Source organism: Polyangiaceae bacterium (genome assembly GCA_016715885.1).
Lineage (GTDB): Bacteria > Myxococcota_A > Polyangia > Polyangiales > Polyangiaceae > Polyangium.
In genome coordinates this window covers 301,707-323,609 of record JADJXL010000003.1, presented here as the reverse complement: position 1 = coordinate 323,609, position 21,903 = coordinate 301,707, and the positions used below count along the sequence as shown (strand labels likewise).

The window sequence follows — 21,903 nt, the reverse complement described above, 5'->3', positions numbered from 1 at the left end:
TGCTTTCATAAAGAAGTCACCCCGAACGATCCCGGCGTGGGGCTCATGTCGAAGACGAGGGTACCGCCGTGCATGATTTCATCATGCGATATTTCGGGTTTGTCGAGAGGTACGTCGTTCCAGCGAACGGAATTTACGTAGATGTTTTTTGCAGAAACGTTGTTGGCCAAGATCGTCAGCGTTCCCTGCTGCACCTTGATTTCCATGCGCGGGAAAAGGGGCGTACCGAGAATGTACCGTGTCGTTCCTGGTATCGGGTAAAACCCTGCCGCTGTAAAAAGATACCAGGCCGACATCGTGCCGCCGTCATCGTTCCCGGGCAAACCCGAAGGCGTGTCATTGTAATGCGTGAGCGCCGCCCAGCGCGCGTATTTTTGCGTCAAGTCTGCTCGGCCAACCTGCGCAAACGCATAAGCGGCATGAATACATGGTTCGTTGCTGTGCCAATAAGCATTCCGCGGTGCTCCCGATGCAAATCGATCTTCGATGGGACGCTCCGCCATGTCGACCACGCTCTCTTCGAAGAACTGCGTGAGTTTTTCCACGAAGGCCGTTTGTCCGCCAAGCAGCTCCGCAATCCCAGGAATGTCGTGCTGCGCCCAAAGGCTATGCCAACCATTCGCTTCGGCATAATGATCGCTCATGGCATAAGGGTTGTACGGTTTTTCTACGAACGTTCCAGCCTCGTCCCGCGCGCGAATGAATCCCGTTGCCGGATCGAAGAGGTTGCGATGATTGAGCGAATGAGCGCGGAACGTGGCAGCGTCGTCGGCTTTTCCAAGCGCTTCGGCAAGGTTTGCCAGGGCCAGATCGTCGTGCCCGAATTCGAGCGTATGCGATGCGGATCGGCCGATGTTGGCCGGTACATACCCGAATGTATTGTACGGGACTGCCCATTGCCGCCCGCCTCGACCGCCCGGGGGATCGACTTCATCGAGCGCCGCCGCGCGCAAAATGGCATACGCTCCTTCGATATCGACGTCCGTAATGCCTTTGATGAATGCGTCGGCGACGACGACGTCGGCACTTGCCCCCAGCATCGTGCCCGCTTCGCCCGTGGCGATGGGCCACTTCGGGAAGAACCCGGAGATCTCGGCCATTGCATGAAGCGAACGCACGGTATTGCGAGACGCTTCGGGCGTTATGAGCGCGTAAAGCGGCGTGAGCGTCCGGTAGGTATCCCAGAGCGATTGATCGGTCAAAAAGGTAAAACCTTGTGCCGTCTTCACCTGCCCACCATATCGATATTCGCCGTTGACGTCGCTCGATGCGGTGGGCATCAAGAAGGACCGGTAGAGCGACGAATAAAACATTCTACGCTCGGCTTCGGTTCCGCCCCATATTTTCATCGTATCGAGCAGATCGAGCCACGCGTTTGCCGTGTCTTCATGCGTTTTGTCGAAGTCCCACGCCGGCAATTCGGTCTGTCGATTTTCGGCCGCATTTTCGGCAGATACAAAAGAAATGCCGACCTGGAGCTCGATTGGCACGCCATCCGAGATGTCAAACGAAAGGACAGCTCCCACTTTGTCGCCGCTTGCCGTCATTCCTTCCACCGGCACAGCGCCCTCGGAGAAGACCAGTGACTTGGTCCAAGGTGTGCGGCTCACGATGTCGAAGAATACATCGTACCCACCAAACCCGCCGGACATGCCTCCATTATGATGCAGTTTTCCAGTCATTCGCTGCGCTGCACCATCGAGCGTGAACTCGGCATGCGTGATATCACCGCCATTCAAATGGTGCTCCAGGTCGAATACGACATGGCCTTCGGTCGTGCCCTGCGGATACGTGTGCCGATGATGCGCTCCATGCGTTGTCGCCGTCATCTCCGCCCGAATGGAACCTCGGTCGAGCGTCACTGCATAATAGCCCGGCGTCGCAACCTCGGTTGATTTGTCGAAATGCGATTCGTACCCTTCTTGCGTGGTGCGCGTGGCGTCGAAAGAATCGAGCGGCATGATACCAAGCACGCCGTAATCGGTGGCGCCCGTGCCATGGAGATGCAAATGGGAAAACCCTTGGATGTAATCGTCTTCGGCCCAATACCCGGAATAATGCAAAAAGTTGATCGTGCCGAAGGGTCCTCGCGTGTCCGGACCCACCTTGGCCAAACCAAACGGTGCTGCAGCCCCTGGAAAAGCACTGCCATGAGCAAATCCAAATCCACCGCTCCCAATACGGGGATCGACATAGGCGAGCGGATCGGCGACCGCGGACGGCGGCTCGGTAGGAATCGGTTGTGGTTCGAGCGTGCAGCCTTGGGCGCACAATGCCAAGGTCAATGCAGCGAGCAAGGTTCGAGGCGAGTGGCGGACGTGCATACGCGAGGCTCCTTCGAAAGGATGATTGAAAGCAAACATGAATGCGCCCGCTCGTCAACGGCTCGTCGCATCGGCGATTCGCATTGCGCACGAATCCATCATGAACGTGCGGCGCGCACGTCGAGCAGCACCTTACCAAATGATGCGTTCGACGCGACGTATCGGTGCGCTTCGGCAGCATCGGCGAGTGGAAAGACGCGATCGACAATGGGTTTGACCACGCCCCGTTCGAGCCACGGCCCGATATTGCGTTCGAGCATGGTTGCAGCTTCGATTTTTTCTTCGAGAGGACGTGAACGAAGCACCGTCCCAATGAGCTCGAGGCGCTTGCGCAAGACCAAACCGAGATTGATGTCGGCAGTGGCGCCCGCCGACAGGCCCACGAGGACGATACGAGCTCGTAATGCAGCCGCGTTGATGGTCTCCGGCAGGTACGGACCTCCGACGAGATCCAACACCACGTCGACTCCGCCTCCGTTCGTGCACGCGCGGACCGCATCGGCAAACTGCGCGTTCGTCACGACAATCCCTTCATCCATGCCAAACGAGCGGCACCGTTCGAGTTTGTCCGGGGTGCGGCTCGTGCCGATGACGAAACACCCGAGGGCTTTGGCGATCTGAACGCCTGCCGTACCTACGCCACTGCCGGCAGCATGAACGAGCACGCGCTCGCCTGGTTGCAATCGGCCCCGCACGACGAGCGCATCGTATGCCGTGACAAACGCTTCCGGCGCGGCGCCGGCAAGCTCGTCGCCGAGTGATTGGGGTGCTCGGGCAACTTCGCGTTCGTGCACGACGACATATTCTGCATACGCGCCGCCGCCGACGATCCCATACACGCGTTCGCCTGCAGAAAAACGCGTAACTCCATCGCCGACGGCGTCGATGGTGCCGACGTATTCGAGGCCTGGTATGTCGGCAGGCACGCCCGGCGGTGCAGGGTAAAACCCAGCTCGCTGGAGCAAGTCTGCTCGATTCACGCCGGCAAACGCTACGCGAATGCGAACATGACCGAACGGAGGATTGGGATCCGGAACGTCACGAAGCTCGAGAACCTCGGGACCGCCAGGGGAACGAATGACGATGGCGCGCATGACGCAGTATGGATCGATTCAGGGGTCGACGACGTCTTTCGTATTGAGTTTGCCGCCGACGATGTTCCACACTTCGATTTGCCCAGGAGCTTCGCCCGTGTCGGGATTGAAATTGAGCTCGCCCGATACTCCCCTCAGGTCGATCGACACGTCATTGCCGAGCTGCGTTTTCCCGTTGGACCACATTCCAAAATTGATTTCGATGGGCGCGCCTGCCGACAATTTCAGCATTCCCTCGGAGACTTGATTGCCGTCGTAATCATCGTTTTGCCGCGAAGCCCAAATGACACCATAAGCGCCGACGTAGGTCGCGTCATATGCTTGGGCGGTGAAGGAAAAACCCGAGGCATCACGCAGCCATTTCGAATTGTAATTGGCTAGGAAGGTTTCGTACACGGAGCCCGAGGGGCTGGCAGGAGCGGTTCCCGTGGCGCCTTGAATGATGGTCCTCACGTCGGGCGCAAGCGCGGAATCGAGGAGTGCGTCGGCATCTTTCGCACCATCGGTGAAAAAGAACGGAGCGGAAGCCGCAGGCGTCGCTGCGAGAGTTTCGACGACTCTGACCGTATTGCCGGCACGAACCGTAATGACCAGGACGCCATTGGGGGCATAAGCAGTCACTTGCGTCGCCAAATTCGACATGGCGGCAGGATCGTCGAATTGCGCTTCATCGACCGGGAAAATCGCTGACTTGTCGATGCCGTACGTGTCGCGAAAGACATTCGACAACCCCTGGCCGTACGCGTCGTTGCTATAAATGACGGCGACCTTGTTGACGCTCATGAGAGGGCCAATGACGGTCGTGGCCATGACTTTGCCCTGTAAAACATCGCTCGGGCACGTCCGCCAGAAAAGCCCTGGTTTTCCATTACCAAGCGGATCGTCGGCCTCGGTGAGCGACGGACTCGTGGCCGATGCGGAAATCACGACCGTGGGATAATTTTTTTCCTTGAGGCGCGCAATGACGACCAATGAATCGGAGGAGGACAAGGGGCCCACGATGTAGGGAACGCCCAGCGTGCCTGCAAGGTAATCGACGGCTTTGTTCGTCAATTCTTGGCGCTCGGCACCTTGCGCCATGTTCGACGGTCCGCCATTGTCGCAAACGACGACACCGAGCCGTTTGCCTCGGTTCATCTTGCCGCCCTTGTCGTTGATTTCATCGACCGCCAGACGAACCGATTCCGTGAGCACTCGGTCCTTCAATTCACCCAGCGAATAAATGCTGCCAATCACGAGAGGTGCGTCGGGACCGGCAAGTGGCGTGTCCAGCAACTCGTCCGGTTCGGCAATTTCACTGCATTGAGGATCACGAGGGAAGGCGGATACGCAAAACCCATTCACACACGCTCCACCACCTGCATTTCTGCGGCAATCGTGCCCCGTGACGCATGCAGGCGGGTCGCTGCAATACCCATTCGTGCATTGGCTCTTGGGTCCGATCGTCAGTTCACACTCGTCGTTCGAGCTGCAAGGTTCTTGCGCGATATTGCCGAGCGAGCAGCTCGAGATCGACGCAAAAAACGGCACCGCGACGAGCGAAATAAGGGCTGCGTATTTTCGTTCAGCGCGCGCCGAACGGCCAGGACAAACGGGTTTGTCAAGCATCGTAGGTGGTGCCGGCCCGAGTGGGCAGGCTCGTCGAGCGTATCATCCATGCCCGCGCAAAGGGCGGCCTAATGGAGAACCGCGTCGACGCCTTCGTGAAGATCGACAGCCGCTCCTCCCGGTCGCCTTCGCAGCACGACGAGATCCGCCGTTGCACAACCAAGCGCTACGTCCGTAGAGCTCGTCGTGATGATCCACTGAACTCGCGGCAAGGCTCGATGCAGTCGGCCCACGATGGTCCTCTGCCGGAAAATCGGCTGTTCGCTTTCGATATCGTCGAGCAAGACGACGCCCTCGCCCTCGCGCGGATCACGATCGGGCCACGCGGCCGCAAGACTACGCGTGACGAGTGCACCGAACGACACGAGATGGCGCAAGCTTCGCGGGAGATCGTCGAACTCCACACGCCGATTTTCAGGATCCCGAAACACGGGTTCGAGTCGTACGGGATCGACGCCGAGAAAGTGGTAGCCGTCGTCGTCGAGGAGCGCAGCGAGCACGAGCCGCAGCGCATCTTCGAGTCGCGACGCTGTCGGCGGCGTGTCGTCGGCTTGTTGTGCAAGCGCCGAGGCGATGCACGCAAACGAGAGAATCTGCTTGGTCTCGCGAGCCAAGTCCGTGCGCGTCGCATCATCGAAATTCGCAGCGGATCGGACGTCGTATCGCAACAGTGTTCGCTCGGGCGATGTGAGCATCACGGCGGTGCGCGAAAACCAGCGAGCACCCGAGATGGCGACCAGGACAAACCCACGTTCACCCGCGCGACGATCGAAAAGCGTCTGCTCGCGACGGCGCAGAAGTGCTTCGTCGTCCCGCTCGTCGAGACGTGCGTTGGGACTCGCAAGCTTGAGCGGATGCGGACGAGCGGGGTCGTCGTCACCGAGGTGCCATTCGGACACGACGAACGGTGGTCCATCGCTCGATGGCTCCGCCCGCCATGGCTGATGCTGTGCGATCGTGTGACCCGGTCTCGTCGTCGCAATGGCCGATAGAATCGAGGTTTTCCCGACGCCTTCGCCACCAAAGAGCACGACGACGGGCTTCGGTGTTCCCTCGTCGTCGCAGAACGGGATCGTGATGTCTCCAAACGGTCCGAGCGAAACGATACGTAGGCGAAGGAGCAGCACGAGAAACCGAGTGTATCACAAGAGGATACGCCAGGCTGAGCGCGGGTGCGTGCGCCGTGACGCGATCGCATGTGTGGTACGAGCGGAAAGACTCAACGCGTACGTTAGAAAGAACCTTGGATGATTGCGCCGCCGACATCACGGCCAATCCAGGGAACGATCCGCGCCGTTTGTTCCGTCTTTTTCGGAGCGGTGACGATCCCGAAAACCGCGGCTCCGATGCATGCCGCGCCCACGGTTGCGGAAACGACGGTGAGCGCGAGCGATCGGTTCCATCGAGCTTGAAGGTCTTGCGCTTCTTCAGCCGTATAGCTCGGCCCGCATTGGTTGTTGGGACAGTCGCGCTCGACGCGCTCTTGCGTGTCCGCGAAGTCGATGCCGAAGATCACGGCTCCTGCAGCTCCGAGCACGCCAACGCCGCCCGCAGCCCATGCCCAGACGGGAATCTTTCGGCCGGTATCGGGTTTGTCCGAGGTCGGTGGCTTCATGACGAGCTCGACCGGTACGGTTTGTCCTTCTGGAACTTTGATGGTGCGCTTGGCGTCGGCAAAACCGTCGGCAGACGCGACGACGGTGCGATCTCCGGGATTGACGCGGAAAGGCAACGAAAGGGCTGCCGGAGGTACTTCGTCAGAACCGACGACGACGCGTGCAGTCGTTCCATCGGGCAAACCGGAGACGGTGATGACGAGCGACGGGATGCGTTTTTCCAGGTCTTGCGCGATCTTGTTGGCTTCGGCTTGCGCTTGCGAGAACGCTGCATTGTTTGCGGAGTTGTCGAAACGAACGGCTTCCAGGGCTGTTTCGCGAGCTTCGACGAACAGCCCCATGGCCTGCTGCACCTTGGCGAGATCGAGTCCGGTCGTCGGCACGCCCATGATCGAATGCGCGCCCTGACACGACTTCAGTGCTCCATCGAGGTCGTTCTTTCCAAACTTGTCGCGGCAGTCGAGCAGGAGCGTGCGTGCGGTGTCCTTCGCGGCTGCCGAGGGCTGCTTTGCACCTTGGGCGTGCGCGGCACTCGCAAAGGCGAGCGTCAGCACGCACAACCCTAGAGATGCCCCGATTCGCTTCGTCGTGAGATGCATGGAAACGCTTTTCAAAAGCCGATGGTGTCTTTGGGTGGGGGCTTGGCCGGGCCGGTCCTGGGCCCAGGAGGCGCCGGTGGTGTGACGACGCGTGTGGGTTTGTCCGACGCAGATTTGGTCGACGTTGCACTGGCAGCGGCGCTGGCGCTCGGAGCCGTTTGGACTTGCGTCGTTTCCAGAGGAGCCGCAGCGACGGTCGCTGCAGGAAGCGCGGAAACTGCTTGAACGACGGGTTTGTCCGGTTGAGCCGCGGGCTCGGGAGGAACATCGTCTTTCGATCCGGTCGACACCGCTACCAGGATGATCCCCAGCGTGAGCACGACACCAGCCGCTGCACCGGCAGCGACGAGCAGTTGCTTTTTGGTCGCCGAGTTTCGTCGCCCTGCATCGGATGCCGTTCCAGCGAACGTTGGCTGCGGCATGCCAATCATGCTCGAAGCGCCGGCGCTCGAAGGCGTGGACTGCGAAAGGACGGAAGGGTAGTTCGGAAGTGGCGCGCTGATCGGCGGCGGCAACGAAGCTGGTGGCGCCGAAATAGGCGGCAGGGAAGCGGGCGGCAACGGCATCATGGACATCGATGGCATCGGAGCCCGCATCGAAGCGGCATGCTCGAACGCTTCCGCCATCTCCTTCGCCGAGTCGTAACGCTCGTTCGGATCGCGCTTGAGCATCCGGACAAACCACGCATCGATGGTGGGAGGCAACCCGGGTCTGAGCGAGCTTGGAGGTGGAAAGACGCCTCCATGGACCGCGACCGAAAGCGACCCGATCGTCTCACCATTGAAGGGCACGCGGCCGGTGAGCGCGAAATAGGCGACGACTGCAAGCGACCACAGATCCGACTTGTGGCTGACGGTTCGCGCGCTCAGCAGTTGCTCGGGGCTCATGTACAGTGGAGTGCCCATCATCGAGCCCGTCGTCGTCGCGCCTGCCATCGCCGCGCCCTGATCAATCTTCGCAACGCCGAAGTCGAGCAGCTTGATGAAGATTTCTCCGTCGATGTTGCAGAGAAAGATGTTGTCCGGCTTGATGTCGCGATGAACGATGCCGAGGCTGTGCGCGCGCCCCAATGCTTTGGCCGATTGCGTCACGACACGCGCGACATCGGCGACCGGAAGCGGTCCAACACGCCGAACTGCGCGCTTCAAGTCTTCGCCTTCCAGATACTCCATCACGATGTACGGAACACCGTCGGGCATCACGCCGTGGTCAAAGACTTGTGCCACGTGGGGATGTCTGATCTGCGCCGCGGCCTGCGCTTCCGTGCGAAAGCGCTGCATCAGCGTTTCGTCGTCCAGATTGGCGACCGACATGAACTTGATCGCGACCGGCGTGCCGAGCGTGAGGTGGTCGGCAAGCCAAACGCTCCCCATGCCTCCTTTGCCAAGGATGCGCATGAGCTTCAGCGTCGGCGTGACAAGCTGACCAGCCTTCATTCAGACGTCCTTCTTCACGCTAACAGCAAAGTGCATTCTGTAAAAGCTGGTTGACCAAAAGCTTCACGATCGCAGCCTACATCGCTTTCGTTGGGATCCGAAGCTTCCTGTGATCCCAAAGCAGATCGCCGACGATATCGAACCGAGGCCGAACCCACGTGTTCGTCCCGTGAAAGGACCAACGCCAATCTCATGGACGAGCTATTTTCCATCGCTGGCGAAGCAGGCGGAGCGCGCATCATCGCCGTCGCTGACGATGCGTCGGGTTTGCGGGCATTCATCGCAATCGATGACACGACACTCGGGCCGGCCGCGGGTGGCGTACGCACCATGCGATATCCAACGGCAAAAGACGCGCTCGAAGATGCGCTGCGCCTTGCGCGCGCCATGACGCACAAGTGCTCGCTCGCGGGACTCGATGCAGGAGGAGGCAAAGCGGTCGTTCTGCTTCACGATGGGTTACGTCGCGACGCGGCATTCACGCGTCTTGGGCAGGTCATCGAGGAGCTTGGAGGGCTCTTCCGGACCGCGGGTGACCTAGGAACGACAGCGGCCGATCTGCAGGCCATGGCGACTTCGTCGCAATACGTGCACACCGACGAACGACACCTCGCGGCATCGGTTGCTCGGGGCCTCGTGCGATGCATCGACGCATGTGCTGCGGTGCGTGGTGTCGCGTCGTCGGGCCTGTCCGTTGCCGTGCAAGGTGCAGGAAGCATCGGCGCAGGCGTGGCTCGAGCCGTCGCGGCAGCAGGCATGAAGGTCCTGGTTGCCGATGTGGACACGGAGCGCGCGGCACGGGTCGCGAACGAGATCCCGAATGCACGTGTCGTCAGTGCAGAGCGCATCTTGCTAGAACGAGTCGACGTGGTTGCTCCGTGCGCCATCGGTGGCGTGATCACCGACGATGTTGCTCGCGAGATGCACGCGTGGGCCGTCTGCGGAGGGGCGAACAACGCGCTCGCATCGGCAGAAGTTGCACATGTGCTCGCGCGGCGCGGCATTCTGCACGTGCCCGATGCGATCGCGTCTGCGGGCGCTGTCGTAGACGGCATCGGCCGGTCCGTGATGAAGCTCGACGATCCAAGTCCGCTCGTCGATCGGCTCGGGGTCGTGGCTCGCGAAGTGTTGGAAGAAGCGCTGCGCGTGCGAAAAACGCCGGTCGAAGTCGCCGAAGCGCGCGCGATGGAGCGCATCACGCAGGCGCGCACGATGCGGACGCATAAGTGGTCGCCCTGAACGTCATACCGCGAGCCTGCTGAACGGACTGTGCATTGGGTGCGCACTCGACCGCGGAATATCCGCCGCATGTGGAGTCCATGCCGCAGGACCGCGTACGCCTCAACGCACCCCTGCGTGCGCCAACCGGCGAAACGAAGGCTCTGTTCGACGTCGGGCGCGAAGGGTAATTTGCGCACGTTGCGTCAATTTTGCAGGACAACCATGTTTGCGGTGTTTGTCCACTCGCGGTACGCAGTTTGCCCACGGACTCCGGAATGCCGCCTCGCTCACTCGCCCGCCAAATCCTCTCCTTCATCCCCGTCGCTATCTTCGGCATTTGCGCCACCGGCTGTACGTTGTTCGACGAATTTTTCGACGAGAGCGTGAGCCTTGCGGAGTTCGCCCCCGTGAGCGCGCATGTGACCGTCGAGCTTGCGGACGTGTCGCGATCGCAGCTCGTGCTCGAAGGCAAAGAGGGCATGTGCCCGACGATGAAGGACGACATCGAGGCGCGGGTCGACGACAAACCCATGGACGTGTTCATTCGTGGAGGTCAACAGCCAAACTCGCAAGGCGGCTGGATCTGCGGCATGCCCACGTTTCGCCGGAACGTTGCCTCGAGCGATCTCGGCAAAGCATCGACTCGTTTCATCGTCGAGGACGACACCAAGACGATCACGGTCGAAGCGACCGGTTTGCTGCAGGAACGAACGATTGCGCCCACCGTGAAGGATGTCCCCATCGAGGCTGGGGTCGAAACGTCGTTCGACTGGTCGGTCGCGACGGACGAAATCGATCCCGAGCTTTTGCTTGTGGACTTCGTGTACGACGATGCAGCGCTCTCGTTGTCGTCGACGGCCTGGACGCGGGTCGATGGATCCTTGGTGCACATACGTTTGCCTGCAGATGCACCGGCGGGGAAGGGCATGTTGCAAGTCGAAGTGACGGCGAACGTGCCTGTCGAGAAGTGCGATGGAGTGCCTGCGTGTGATGCAAGCGTTCACGCGCGTGCAGAAGTGGAGCTGGAAGTCGTTGCGAGCAAACCGCCGAACCCTTGAGGGTCGGTTCGGCGTCGATCGAGATGAGTCAGCCAGCCAAGAGCGCGCGAAGGCGCGGAAACGCGGAGTGAATGTCGTCCATCGAGACGGCACCGATGCTCAAGCGGAACCAGCCAGTGTCTTCTCGCAGGCCGAAAGCTTGGAAAGGCACCACCGCCAAACCGGCTTCTTCGAGCAAGAGTTTGCGGATGTCTTCGTTTGTCCGGACCGTACGACCACGGATGGTCTTTCCGATCCAGTCGAACTTGGCGGACAGATAGATCGCTCCTTGCGGCGCGATCGCATCCACGGCGAGACCGTCACGTTTCATTGCGGCAAAGCCTGCATGCAGTGCATCGAGCCGCTCTTTCACCTTCGCTTTTGATGCAGCAAGAAACGCGTTCATCGTTTCTGGCGCATCGAGGAGCGCGGCTGTGGCGACCTGTTCCGGTTTTGGTGCCCATGCACCGACGTGCCCCAGAATGTCGGCCATGCGTCGCCTCACGGCTGGCGGCATGAAGCCCCATCCGACGCGCAAACCCGTGGCACAAAACGACTTCGACAAGGCATCGAGAAGCAGCGTGTACGGAGCGACTTCGGGGACGAGTGACACGGGCGTGTAGTGACGCGCATCTCCATGCGTCAGCATCCAGTAGACTTGATCGTACACGAGGTAGACGGGACGACTGCCTTCGCTCGCGCGCCGCTTGTTTTCCTCGACGACGAGAACCGCGATGCGAGCGAGTTCGTCTTGGTCAATCACCGTTCCCGTTGGATTGAGGGGCGAGTTGATGAGCAATAGGCGTGCTTCGCGGATGTGCGGGCGGAAGTGATCTGCCGTCGGGAAGAAGTTCGTTTCGGCAGATACCGGCAATTCGACGGGCTTGGCCCCCGACAAATACGCGTAGTGGTTGTTGTTCCACGACGGCACGGGATAAACGGCGACATCGCCGGGATCGATCAGCGTCCGGTATGCGCCGTAAAGGAGCGGGCGTGCGCCGCCAGCGACGATCACCGATTCGATTGGGTACTTGATGCCGAGCTCGCGTTCGTAATATCGAACGAGCGCCTCGCGAAGCACGAGCACGCCGTCGGACGGTGGATAATTCGTGTGGCCTTCGGCCAGCGCGGCGCGCGTGCCGTCGCAAAGCTCACTCGGGATAGGAAAATAAGCCGGGTCGAAGTCGCCGACGGTGAGGTTGCAGATCTGCGCGCCCTTGGCCTTGAGCGATCGGATTTCTCCGGCAATTTTCAAAATTTCGGAGCCGATGACGCCGCGAGCGAGGGCGGAAAGGCCGGCATCGCCGACCTCCAGCGAGGGAAAGACAGGAGCTGTGGCCATGTGGGCGCGTAGTCTAGCGAAAGATCCGCTCGATGGGAGAGCGACTTCGACGATTCGACGAGCTTGGTTTCTGGTTTGTCTGGGCCGTTCCGATCGAGCTAGACGGCACCGTCGGGAGGAGCAGGAACTGGGTAGTCAGCGGGCGGATTCGGCACGGGGTATGCGGCCGGCGGATTCGGTACGGGGTAGTCGGCAGGCGGATTCGGGACGGGATAATCGGCAGGCGGAACAGGAACGGGATAATCGGCAAGTGCGCCCGGAACGGGATAATCGGCGGGCGGATTCGGGATCGGATAGGTATCCGGCGGAATCGGTGCCGGGGGCGCGGAGGGCTTTGCTTCGGGAGCGGCTGCGGTGCTCGGCGTTTCGTTCGCAGGCGCAGCCGCGGGCGCCTTGCTTTCCGGTGACAGCGGCGGAACGACCACGCTTGGGATTTCCGGCATCGGTGGCACCGTGACGTCGGGAATGGCTGCCATGGGCGGCACGGGCTGTGCGGCCATGTTCTTTGGTGCATTGTTCGACGATTCTTCCGTGCCTTCTGAATTTGCAGCAGCGGAGGCACTTTCCGTCGCGGGTTTGTCCTCGGAGGGAGGGATCGAGGCGGGCGTCGTCTGTTCGTCGCTCATGGCTTCACCGTGCAATGTGCCACGAGCAAGCGTCGCGTGCACGAAATGAGACGAATGCTCAGGTTACAAATGGCGAGCGTGTGTGACGAAAGATCTTGATTCTGCTTGCAACCTATGCATTGGCGATGAGCGGCGTCGAATTTCGATCTATGCTCATGAAGTATGCTTTGCGTTCGACCACCCGCTGTGGCGGGCATGTTTTACCCCGCTGAACCGAGGCGGCTCGCTGCGGATGTCGCGAGCATGCTCGCGTCGGCAGAGGTTTCCCAGCCCGAGCGCATGCCGAAAGCGCTCGTCGTTCCGCACGCCGGTTACGTGTACTCGGGTCCGATTGCGGCGAGCGCATACGCGTGCTTACGCGCCTTTCGCGAAAAAATTCGTCGCGTCGTGTTGTTTGGGCCTGCGCATCGCGTGTATTTGCACGGTTTGGCTCTTCCAGATGCCGATGCATTCGACACGCCGCTTGGGCGCATACGAATCGATGCCGATGCAGCGGCGAGTCTGGGCCTTCCGCGGAATGTGGCGGCACATGCTCGCGAGCACAGCCTGGAAGTGGAGCTGCCATTTTTGCAATCGGTACTTGCATCTTTCGATATCGTGCCCATTGCTGTGGGTGATGCAGGCCCCGAAGAGGTCGCGGGCATCATCGAGAGGCTTTGGGGTGGCCCGGAAACGCTCATCGTCATAAGCTCCGACCTATCTCATTATCTTCCGTACGCTACGGCGCGAGCGGTGGACACGAGGACGGCTGGGAAAATCATTTCACTCGAAGGTCCACTCGGACACGACGAAGCTTGCGGAGCGACCCCCATCAATGGTTTGTTGCTCGTCGCGCGGCGAAGGCGCCTATTGCCTGTGGCGCTCGATATTCGCTCTTCCGGCGACACTGCGGGCAGCAAGGGCGAGGTCGTCGGGTACGGGGCTTTTGCTTTTTACGAGGATGAACGTGGTGAAACAGGAAATTGATGGTACGCGATTGCTGCGATTGGCCCGAGAAAGCATTACGCATCATTTCGGTGGGCCTGCGCCCGAAATTCCCGACGGCGACGTATATCAACAAAAAGCGGCGACGTTCGTCACGGTCATGCGCCATGGGGAGCTTCATGGGTGCATTGGGACGCTGGAATCGCATCGAACACTCGCCGACGACGTCCAGCACAATGCGGTGGCCGCGGCGTTTTTCGATCCACGGTCGAGGCCGCTATTGCCGGGCGAGCTCGGCGCGATAAGCATTGAAGTATCCCTTCTCGGGCCGCTCGAGCCGCTGGATGTTCGGACCGAGGCCGACGCGATTGCAAAAATTCGACCGTTCGAAGATGGAGTGGTGCTTCGGAATGGTCGACAACGCGCGACGTTTTTGCCGCAAGTTTGGGAAAAACTTCCCGATCCTCGTGAATTTCTCGCGCAGCTCAAGTTGAAAGCAGGCATGCCTGCGTTTGGTTGGTCACCTACGATGGAGGTGCTCCGGTATTCTCTCTTGAAATGGAGCGAAAACGCGCGGCCGAATACTTGACGAACCACCGAGTGCGCTCGATGGAGGGGCATTCATGAGCACCGAGACGAACGTGCATCCTGGGCGTTATCAGCATCTTCTGGAAGACGGGCGAATGCAATGCGATTTGTGCCCGCGCGATTGCATTTTGCGTGACGGACAGCGAGGCCTGTGTTTCGTCCGGCAGCGCGTGGGCGACGAAATGATGCTCACCACGTATGGCCGTTCGACGGGGTTTTGCGTCGATCCCATCGAAAAGAAGCCGCTCAATCATTTTCATCCTGGAACGAGCGTTCTGTCGTTCGGCACGGCTGGTTGCAATTTGGCGTGCAAGTTTTGCCAAAATTGGGATATATCAAAATCGCGGGAAATCGACAAGCTTGCGAGTCGTGGACGGCCGGACGCCATTGCGCGCGCAGCCGTCGAGCTCGGGTGCAAGAGCGTGGCATTTACGTACAATGATCCGGTCATTTTTGCCGAATATGCCATGGATGTGGCCGATGCGTGTCACGAAGTCGGTGTGCAGACGGTGGCGGTGACGGCGGGGTACATGCATGCGGCTCCGCGGGCTGAATTCTACGCGAAAATGGATGCGGCGAACGTCGATCTGAAGGCATTTACCGAGGAATTTTATTGGAAGCTCACGGCCGCACATCTCGCCCCGGTGCTCGACACATTGAAATACATTGCGAAAGAAACGAGCACGTGGCTCGAGATCACGACGCTGCTGATTCCGGGGCACAATGATTCGGACAACGAAATCGATGAGCTCACGTCGTGGGTGGCGAAGGAATTGGGAACGCATGTTCCGCTGCATTTTTCGGCTTTTCATCCCGATTATCGAATGACGGACGTGCCGTCGACTTCGGGCTCGACGCTCACGCGTGCGCGCCAAATTGGTTTGGCCAATGGTTTGCGCTACGTGTACACGGGCAACGTACACGACACCGAGGGCGGGACGACGTCGTGCCCTTCGTGCAAAGGTGCGGTCGTCGTGCGTGATTGGTATCGAATACTCGAATATCGGATCGACGAAAAGGGGCAGTGCCGAGCGTGCGGAGCCAAGATCGCGGGACGTTATGGCCCACGAGTTGGCACGTTTGGTCAGCGTCGCATTCCTGTCGTCGTCGATGCGTAGCGGCACGGATCGTGCTGTGGATGCTGTGGATTTTGATCTCGGTCAAACCGTGTCATCATGAGGCGTATGAGCAAGTCACGTAGCAAGGTCGTCGAAGAATCGAAGAAGAAGGCGCTCAAAGCTGGGGCCGTTGCAGCGGGTAGTGTCGTGCTCGCTGCAGCAGGAATGCCCGTTTTAGCTACCGTAGCGGCAGTTCCAGCGGCGGTGTTTGGATGGCAGTGGTGGAAACATCGAGCGGAGAACGGAATTCGTTTTTAGTCCTTGTCCACCCGGCAGTCTCGGCGGTATGCTGCGCGCCGCATGCCTCGAGCTTCGTTCATCGCCGCATCGTTTCTTCTTTTCACATCGTCGGTCATCGTCACCGCGAGCGGTTGCCACATCGTAGCGGGGATCGAAGAGAAGACGTTGGGCGAGCCTGGGCCGCCTGAGCCGGGCGCGCTGCTTTGCGGCCCTGGCGCGCCCGCAAACCCCGCGTGTGCCATGAACACGTGCGACGTGAGCACGAGCAAAGTCGCGAATGAGTGCAATTGTGGAGTTTGTGGCCGCGATTGTGGAGGTATGGGGTGTGAGGCATCGCGCTGTCTCGTCGGTACGATGGCAAGCGTTTCCAAATTCGCTTATGGCGTTGCAACGAATGGCAAGGCCGTCTTTTTTTCGGCGTTCGAGGACACTGGGAATGGCATTTTCCACACGAACATTTACCGAGTCGAGTTCGATGGCACCCCCGGGAATAGCTGGCAATCGCTCGCCGATTTTCAGGGACGAGTTTTTGCCCTGGCTGCCGATTGCGAGAATGTGTATTTTGCCATAGATAATGGATCGGGGCCTCCGACCATTCGGTATGTTAGCGCAGATGCCAAAGACGCAGTGCCAATGGACTTCGTATCCGGCCTCGTTGCGGAAGCCGTGGACGCCATTGCGGTCGATGGTGAATTCGTCTATTGGGTGGCCAATGCTGGCGACGCGGGGGTCAAGGCGTGGCGTAAAGGGGGCGCTGTCGAAACTGTGGTCAATGGGACCAGCGGGAACATCATAACGGGTCTGGCGATCCGCGACGGGTACGTGTATTGGGCATCCCAAAGCGGCATGCCGATGGACGGCAAGATCTCGAGGGCCAAAATTCCCGCGAAGGGGGTCGCGTGGAATCCGGAAACGGTAAAGAACAACGCTGGCAGACCGCAAGGTTTGGCGGTGGACGACGATTCTGTGTATTGGGTCGATTTGAATGCAGTAGGGCAAATGCCAAGACTCAGGAAAGCGTCACGGGAATTTTCGCTTATCCCGGATATTCCGCTTGCCAATGTCCAAATGCCGCAACCCCCCAACTTTCCCGCGACATGGCTCGCAGTCGACGACGAATACGTCTACTTCATCGACTTGCCCGGTAGCGGCGGAGCCATCATTGCAAGGTCGAAGAAGATAATAGCGAGTAAGGAAGTCATTGCAGACAACCAGAACAGCGCGGAAGCGTTCTCCGCACATGCGCTCGTGGCAGATGGCGAACGCGTTTATTTCAGCGCTCCCGCCAGTGGTTCAGACAGTCGTATCATGTGGGTTTCCAAATGACCGAGCCGAACGCCAATTCGCCCATCCTTCGCGCCGGTGACGTCATTGGTGGCAAATACCGCGTCGAACGAGTCATCGGTCAAGGCGGCATGGGTACGGTCGTTCGAGCGCGGCACACGCTGCTCGAGCAAGACGTGGCCATCAAGGTGCTCGCGACCGAGCTTGCGTCGGATCCTCAATATGCGACGCGGTTTCTGCGCGAGGCGCAAACGGCCGTATCCATCAAAGGCGAACACGTCGTCCGCGTGCTGGATGTGGGCACGCGCGAAAATGGCGCGCCCTACATGGTCATGGAATACCTCGAAGGCAAAGACCTCGGGGCCGTCGTCGAAACTTCCGGACCGTTGGCGATTGCCGATGCCGTCGATTACGTCTTGCAAGCATGTGAAGCTCTTGCCGAAGCCCACGTTGCGGGGCTCACGCATCGCGACATCAAACCGTCGAATCTATTTCTCGCTCGGCGTTCGGATGGTTCGCCCCTCGTAAAATTGCTCGATTTTGGCATTGCAAAACCGTCTTCCACGACGACGGACAACCGGCTGACGGCGACGGGAACGTCGATGGGATCGCCGAGCTACATGTCGCCCGAGCAGGTGCGTAATGCGAAAACCGTCGACAACCGCTCGGACATTTGGTCACTCGGGGCCTCACTGCACGAGCTTTTGACGGGTTCGCCTCCCTTTTTGGCGGAAATCTTTCCGGCGCTTTGTGCAGCAATCATCGCCGACAGTCCGACGCCGTTGCGCGAAGCACGCAAAGACGCGCCGCTCGAGCTCGAAGCGGTCATCATGAAGTGTCTCGAGAAAAAGCCCGAGAATCGATATCCAGACGTGGCATCGCTCGCCGTGGCGCTTGCTCCATTTGGCGGGGCGCACGCGCGCATTTCGGTCGATCGCATAGCGAAGATCATCTCTCCGACTTCGGTCGACACATTGTCGGTGCCGCCGCCGCGTGCAGTGATTGCGTCGTCACCATCGATGAATCCCATTGCCGCTTTTGCGGCGACGGCAGCCTCGACGAGCGTGTCCGTGCCAGCGGCAATGCCGGCGCGACGCCGATCTCCTATCGGATTCGTCGTCGCTGGTATCGTGTGCATTGCCGCTGCGGCTGGTATCTTTTTGAGCGTTCGCGACAAACCATCCGAATCTCCACTCGTGCCCGATTCTTCTGCCAAACCGACTTCGGCAGGGAAATCGAGCGTCGGGCCTGCGGTGGTGCCTGCGGGTAGTGCCATTCTGCCACCGTCGTCTGCCGCATCGCCACCGGCCGCTGCAGCAGACGATGCAGGAGCGCCGCCCGTGGCGCTCACCACGCTTCCAACGGCGCTCGCTTCGACGGCCGTCACAGCCGTGACTCGCCCCTTGACGTCAGCGAAACCCGCCTCCTCGAAATCCGGATCGACAACCAAGAAAAACCCTGCTTATGACCCGTTTGCCGATCAGCATTGAGTGGCCGCGTCTCGTGCGCACGTTCGCTATTTCGTTCGTCTGCGTTTCGACGCTGATGTCGACACATGCAATGGCCGAACCAACCGCTGCCGAGCGAAGCTTGGCCACGGCGCTTTTCGATCAAGGCCGCGCGCTCATGGCCGAAGGCAAGATCGACGAGGCATGCATCAAATTGGCAGAGAGCCAGCGTATGGACCCCGGCGGTGGAACGCTCCTGAACCTCGCATTATGCCACGAACGCCAAGGCAAAATCGCTACGGCGTGGACCGAATTTCGCGAGGCGCGCGCCATTGCAAAAAAGGACGGACGTGCCGACCGTGAAGCGGCGGCCGATGCCGCGATCCAAAAACTCGAGCCGCTCTTGTCCCGCGTATCCGTCGTCGTCCCGGTCGAGTCGAAAATCGCTGGTTTGACGGTCGAAATTGATGGATCGCCCGTACCGGAAGCCGGATGGGGCACGGCATTTCCCATTGATCCAGGCACGCATGCCGTGACGATGAAGGCGCCCGGGTATCGCGTATCGAAGAGCAGTTTCGATATTGGTAAAGACCCCATTTCGACGACCGTCAATGTCCCGAAACTCGAAAAAGAATCCGGCCCGACGTTGCCCGTCGCTGGACCCGCTTCGTCGATCGCCGTATCGGCAGGGAAGCCGCCGCGTGGTGGCGCTGGACCCGACGCGTCTTCGAGCTCGATCCGCACAGTCGGATTCGTCGTTGGTGGCGTCGGATTGGCATTGGTGGGAGTCAGCGCGGTAACGGGTGGACTCGCCATCAAGAATGATTCGACGGCCGATGAGAATTGCGATGGAAACGTTTGTGCCGATCCAGCCGATGTCGAGCTGAGCCGGCAGGCGCTGACGTTATCGTATGCTTCGACGGCCACGTTCGGCCTTGGTATGGCTGGCGTCCTCGTCGGTGCGGTCGTGATTGCGGTTGCGCCGAAGAACACTGCGGGAAAGGTTTCTCTTTCCGTCGGGCCCGGGTCCATTTCAGTTGCGGGACGTTTTTAATGGGCAAAGGATGGTCGAGCGGCGACATATGCATTGGATGACGAAGTTCGAGGCAATACGGACGTGAGCAGCGACAAGGTCGACGAGGAGCATCTAGGTGCGAATGACGACAGCGCGGCAGCGATGCTATCGACGCAGCCGACGCTCGCTTCAACGCCTCATCGTATTCGGTCGCTCACCCCAAGGCCTCCGACGGCTTTATTGCGCAGCGATCCCAATGCAGCCGTAAACGCATACGATGCGCCTCCGCCTTCCGTCACGGGGACTGGGCCACAAACCGCCACGCCTCTTCTTTTCGTATGCGATGAATGTTGGTGGACCTTCTCGGATGGCTCGCAGCTCGTATGCGCCTGCGAGCGCTCGCGTCCGGCCGAAGGTTGGCCCGCAATGCCTTATCTTTTTCGTGGCCGCTATCTTTTCGTCGAATTGCTCGGGCGAGGAGGTATGGGGGCGGTTTTTCGCGCCTATGATCAGGCATCGAAAGATCGGCCTTGGGTCGCGGTCAAGGTCGTGCGCAAAGCCACGCCCGAGCTCGAAAGCACACTCACGGAAATGTTTCGCCGCGAAGTTGCCGCGGCCCAGATGCTCGCTCAGCACAAGCAATTCTTCGTGGATGTTCTGGGCTTTGACGACGTAAAACCGGCGTACTTGGCGCTCGAATACGTTCCGTGGCAAACGCTCGAGGAGCTCGTGGCATCGCTGCCGCCCATTGAGCGTCGTTTGCCGTCGGTGCAGGTGGCGCGCATTGGTGTCGCGATTCTGCGCGGGCTCGCCAAAATGCATTTTCATCGCATCGTTCATCGTGATTTGAAGCCTGCCAACATCTTCGTGCGTCATGTACCCGAACGCGAAGGATACGACGTCAAAATCACCGACCTTGGGCTTTGGGCATTCGATCAAGTTCAGGGGGAATCCGATTCCTTGTCCCTCGTCGGAAGACCCGGCACGGCCGGAACGCCCCTTTACATGAGCCCCGAGCAATCGACGGGTGAACCCGTTAGTGCAGCATCCGACGTGCATTCCGTAGGATCGCTCTTATGGCAGCTTGCGACCGGCGACGTGCCTTTTCCCGTGCCCAACGAAGGTTCTTTGCACGAAATGATCGAGCGTCGGGCAAAAATGTTACGCCAGTCCGTCGAGCGGCCTTCGTACATGCCCGAGCAACTGTATCGAACCCTTTTGAAGTCTCTGGCATTCAATCGTGAGGGTCGCTGGGCATCGGCGAATGAAATGCGCAAAGCGCTGCAAGCGTTCGTCGAGCAATACCAATTCGAGCGAATGAGGGATCTCGATGGGGCGCTCGAACGAATCGATGATCTTCTGGCGCGCGTGACCAGCTTGCGCGTCAAAATGACTCCCATGCGCGAGGTTCTCGAGCGGCTCGCATTGCTCGGCGCGGTGCTTCGAGAAGCGCGCGAGCAACGTGGTGAAGCGGAGCCGGCGGTGCTCCGCACGATTGCCAAGAATACCGAAGTTCAGCTCGAAGAAATCACGCGTGAGCTTGGTGCACTTGCGGAATGGTTACGGGTACTTGGCCATAAAAAGGGCACGAGTCTCTTACCGCCACCGCCGCGCGACAGTAGGCCGCGTCAGCCGCCGTCCGAGGAAGGCGATCATGAACGGCACGAGCGGCAGGCGCGTCATTCGATGCGGCGATCGGCTCCGAAGAGCGATTTGCGCGTTCATATCTTATGGGCCATTGCGCTTGTTCTCGTGGCCATCGTGATTGCCTTGTTCGTTCTTCGGCCAGGGGGGGCCCGGGGGGGGGCGCCCCCCCGGGGGGGGGGGGGGGGCCCGCCCGGGGGGGGGGGCCCCCCCCCCTTCCGGGGGGGCCCCGGGGGCGGCCCGCCCCCCCCGCCCCGGGGGGGGGGGGGGGGCGGGGGGGGGGGGGGGGGGGGGGGGGGGGGGGGGGGGCCGGGCCCCCCCGGCGGGGGGCCGCCCCCCCCCCCCCCGGGGGGGGGGGGGCCCGGGCCGGCCCCCCCGCGGGGGGGGAAAAGGGGGGGGGGGGGCGGCGCCCCCCCCCGCCCCCCCCCCCCCCCGCGGGGGGCCCCCGGGGGGGGGGGCCCCCCCCCGCGGGGCCGGGGGCCCCCCCCCCCGGGGGGGGGGCGGGGGGGCTCCCCCCCCCCCCCCCGGGGGCCCCCCCCGCCCCCCCCGGGCGCCCCCCCCGGGGGGGGGGGCCCCCCCCCCCCCGGGGGGGGCGCCCGGGGCCCCGGGGGGGGGGGGGGGGGGGCCCCCCCGGGGGGGGCCCCCCCCCCCCCCCCCCCCCCCCCGGCGCCCCCCCCCCGGGGGGGGGGCGGGGGGCCGCCCGGGGGGGGGGGGGAAGGGGGGCCGGGGGGGGGGGGGG

17 protein-coding genes and 1 pseudogene are annotated in these 21,903 nt (G+C 61.0%); 10 read left to right on the top strand and 8 right to left on the bottom strand.

Annotated elements, in window-relative coordinates; genetic code table 11:
* Window positions 1-5 precede the first annotated feature (5 nt).
* From IPM54_07840 to IPM54_07815, 6 genes are all read right to left on the bottom strand, one after another.
* Window positions 6-2,324, bottom strand: a complete 2,319-nt coding sequence (locus tag IPM54_07840; protein ID MBK9259738.1) for a GH92 family glycosyl hydrolase — start codon at window positions 2,322-2,324, stop codon at window positions 6-8.
* Between the two features lie 98 nt (window positions 2,325-2,422).
* The gene (locus IPM54_07835) at window positions 2,423-3,418 is read right to left on the bottom strand and encodes an NAD(P)H-quinone oxidoreductase (protein ID MBK9259737.1); all 996 of its coding nucleotides are present in this window, start codon (window positions 3,416-3,418) and stop codon (window positions 2,423-2,425) included.
* 18 nt (window positions 3,419-3,436) lie between these two features.
* Window positions 3,437-5,026, bottom strand: coding sequence for an ABC transporter substrate-binding protein (locus tag IPM54_07830; protein ID MBK9259736.1), 1,590 nt, complete (start codon window positions 5,024-5,026; stop codon window positions 3,437-3,439).
* A 68-nt stretch (window positions 5,027-5,094) separates the two neighbouring features.
* Window positions 5,095-6,153 (bottom strand): hypothetical protein, encoded by a 1,059-nt coding sequence (locus tag IPM54_07825; protein ID MBK9259735.1) that lies wholly within the window; start codon window positions 6,151-6,153, stop codon window positions 5,095-5,097.
* 104 nt (window positions 6,154-6,257) lie between these two features.
* A complete protein-coding gene (locus tag IPM54_07820; GenBank protein MBK9259734.1) occupies window positions 6,258-7,196 on the bottom strand; it encodes a hypothetical protein in 939 nt (312 codons plus the stop codon).
* A 56-nt stretch (window positions 7,197-7,252) separates the two neighbouring features.
* Window positions 7,253-8,677: a serine/threonine protein kinase gene (locus tag IPM54_07815; GenBank protein ID MBK9259733.1), complete on the bottom strand. Its 1,425-nt coding sequence runs from the start codon at window positions 8,675-8,677 to the stop codon at window positions 7,253-7,255.
* Window positions 8,678-8,869: 192 nt separating this feature from the next.
* Here IPM54_07815 and IPM54_07810 point away from each other — a divergent pair, with 192 nt between their 5' ends.
* Both IPM54_07810 and IPM54_07805 read left to right on the top strand, forming a co-directional pair.
* Window positions 8,870-9,916, top strand: coding sequence for a Glu/Leu/Phe/Val dehydrogenase (locus tag IPM54_07810; GenBank protein ID MBK9259732.1), 1,047 nt, complete (start codon window positions 8,870-8,872; stop codon window positions 9,914-9,916).
* Between the two features lie 257 nt (window positions 9,917-10,173).
* Window positions 10,174-10,956 (top strand): hypothetical protein, encoded by a 783-nt coding sequence (locus IPM54_07805; GenBank protein MBK9259731.1) that lies wholly within the window; start codon window positions 10,174-10,176, stop codon window positions 10,954-10,956.
* Between the two features lie 28 nt (window positions 10,957-10,984).
* Here IPM54_07805 and IPM54_07800 read toward each other — a convergent pair whose 3' ends face one another.
* Entirely contained in the window at window positions 10,985-12,277 is a 1,293-nt protein-coding gene (locus IPM54_07800; protein ID MBK9259730.1) for an aminotransferase class I/II-fold pyridoxal phosphate-dependent enzyme, read from the bottom strand.
* Window positions 12,278-12,375: 98 nt separating this feature from the next.
* Window positions 12,376-12,903, bottom strand: a complete 528-nt coding sequence (locus tag IPM54_07795; protein ID MBK9259729.1) for a hypothetical protein — start codon at window positions 12,901-12,903, stop codon at window positions 12,376-12,378.
* Window positions 12,904-13,065: 162 nt separating this feature from the next.
* Here IPM54_07795 and amrB point away from each other — a divergent pair, with 162 nt between their 5' ends.
* The 8 genes and pseudogenes from amrB (at window position 13,066) to IPM54_07755 (ending at window position 20,780) form a co-directional block, all read left to right on the top strand.
* Window positions 13,066-13,869, top strand: coding sequence for an AmmeMemoRadiSam system protein B (gene amrB / locus IPM54_07790; protein MBK9259728.1), 804 nt, complete (start codon window positions 13,066-13,068; stop codon window positions 13,867-13,869).
* Entirely contained in the window at window positions 13,844-14,416 is a 573-nt protein-coding gene (amrA, locus tag IPM54_07785) for an AmmeMemoRadiSam system protein A (GenBank protein ID MBK9259727.1), read from the top strand. Before amrB ends, amrA begins: the two co-directional genes overlap by 26 nt.
* A 34-nt stretch (window positions 14,417-14,450) precedes the next feature.
* Complete coding sequence (gene amrS, locus IPM54_07780; GenBank protein MBK9259726.1) at window positions 14,451-15,533, top strand: AmmeMemoRadiSam system radical SAM enzyme; 1,083 nt, start codon at window positions 14,451-14,453, stop codon at window positions 15,531-15,533.
* Window positions 15,534-15,599: 66 nt separating this feature from the next.
* The gene (locus IPM54_07775) at window positions 15,600-15,791 is read left to right on the top strand and encodes a hypothetical protein (GenBank protein ID MBK9259725.1); all 192 of its coding nucleotides are present in this window, start codon (window positions 15,600-15,602) and stop codon (window positions 15,789-15,791) included.
* A gap of 42 nt (window positions 15,792-15,833) precedes the next feature.
* Window positions 15,834-17,099: a hypothetical protein gene (locus tag IPM54_07770; GenBank protein ID MBK9259724.1), complete on the top strand. Its 1,266-nt coding sequence runs from the start codon at window positions 15,834-15,836 to the stop codon at window positions 17,097-17,099.
* A complete protein-coding gene (locus IPM54_07765) occupies window positions 17,096-18,547 on the top strand; it encodes a serine/threonine protein kinase (protein ID MBK9259723.1) in 1,452 nt (483 codons plus the stop codon). The genes IPM54_07770 and IPM54_07765 overlap by 4 nt, the downstream gene beginning before the upstream one ends.
* A 55-nt stretch (window positions 18,548-18,602) precedes the next feature.
* Window positions 18,603-19,559, top strand: a complete 957-nt coding sequence (locus IPM54_07760; protein ID MBK9259722.1) for a tetratricopeptide repeat protein — start codon at window positions 18,603-18,605, stop codon at window positions 19,557-19,559.
* 123 nt (window positions 19,560-19,682) lie between these two features.
* Window positions 19,683-20,780 (top strand): annotated as a pseudogene (locus IPM54_07755) (serine/threonine protein kinase).
* Window positions 20,781-21,903: the final 1,123 nt, after the last annotated feature.

What these genes read in the sequence shown, in the direction of transcription:
- IPM54_07765 (MBK9259723.1), top strand. Translation starts at nt 17,096, where the DNA reads ATGACCGAGCCGAACGCCAATTCGCCCATCCTTCGCGCCGGTGACGTC.
- IPM54_07760 (MBK9259722.1), top strand. Translation starts at nt 18,603, where the DNA reads ATGTCGACACATGCAATGGCCGAACCAACCGCTGCCGAGCGAAGCTTG.
- amrS (MBK9259726.1), top strand. Translation starts at nt 14,451, where the DNA reads ATGAGCACCGAGACGAACGTGCATCCTGGGCGTTATCAGCATCTTCTG.
- IPM54_07815 (MBK9259733.1), bottom strand. Translation starts at nt 8,677, where the DNA reads ATGAAGGCTGGTCAGCTTGTCACGCCGACGCTGAAGCTCATGCGCATC.
- IPM54_07805 (MBK9259731.1), top strand. Translation starts at nt 10,174, where the DNA reads ATGCCGCCTCGCTCACTCGCCCGCCAAATCCTCTCCTTCATCCCCGTC.
- amrA (MBK9259727.1), top strand. Translation starts at nt 13,844, where the DNA reads ATGAACGTGGTGAAACAGGAAATTGATGGTACGCGATTGCTGCGATTG.
- IPM54_07770 (MBK9259724.1), top strand. Translation starts at nt 15,834, where the DNA reads ATGCCTCGAGCTTCGTTCATCGCCGCATCGTTTCTTCTTTTCACATCG.
- IPM54_07830 (MBK9259736.1), bottom strand. Translation starts at nt 5,026, where the DNA reads ATGCTTGACAAACCCGTTTGTCCTGGCCGTTCGGCGCGCGCTGAACGA.
- IPM54_07795 (MBK9259729.1), bottom strand. Translation starts at nt 12,903, where the DNA reads ATGAGCGACGAACAGACGACGCCCGCCTCGATCCCTCCCTCCGAGGAC.
- IPM54_07800 (MBK9259730.1), bottom strand. Translation starts at nt 12,277, where the DNA reads ATGGCCACAGCTCCTGTCTTTCCCTCGCTGGAGGTCGGCGATGCCGGC.
- amrB (MBK9259728.1), top strand. Translation starts at nt 13,066, where the DNA reads ATGCTTTGCGTTCGACCACCCGCTGTGGCGGGCATGTTTTACCCCGCT.
- IPM54_07840 (MBK9259738.1), bottom strand. Translation starts at nt 2,324, where the DNA reads ATGCACGTCCGCCACTCGCCTCGAACCTTGCTCGCTGCATTGACCTTG.
- IPM54_07835 (MBK9259737.1), bottom strand. Translation starts at nt 3,418, where the DNA reads ATGCGCGCCATCGTCATTCGTTCCCCTGGCGGTCCCGAGGTTCTCGAG.
- IPM54_07810 (MBK9259732.1), top strand. Translation starts at nt 8,870, where the DNA reads ATGGACGAGCTATTTTCCATCGCTGGCGAAGCAGGCGGAGCGCGCATC.
- IPM54_07775 (MBK9259725.1), top strand. Translation starts at nt 15,600, where the DNA reads ATGAGCAAGTCACGTAGCAAGGTCGTCGAAGAATCGAAGAAGAAGGCG.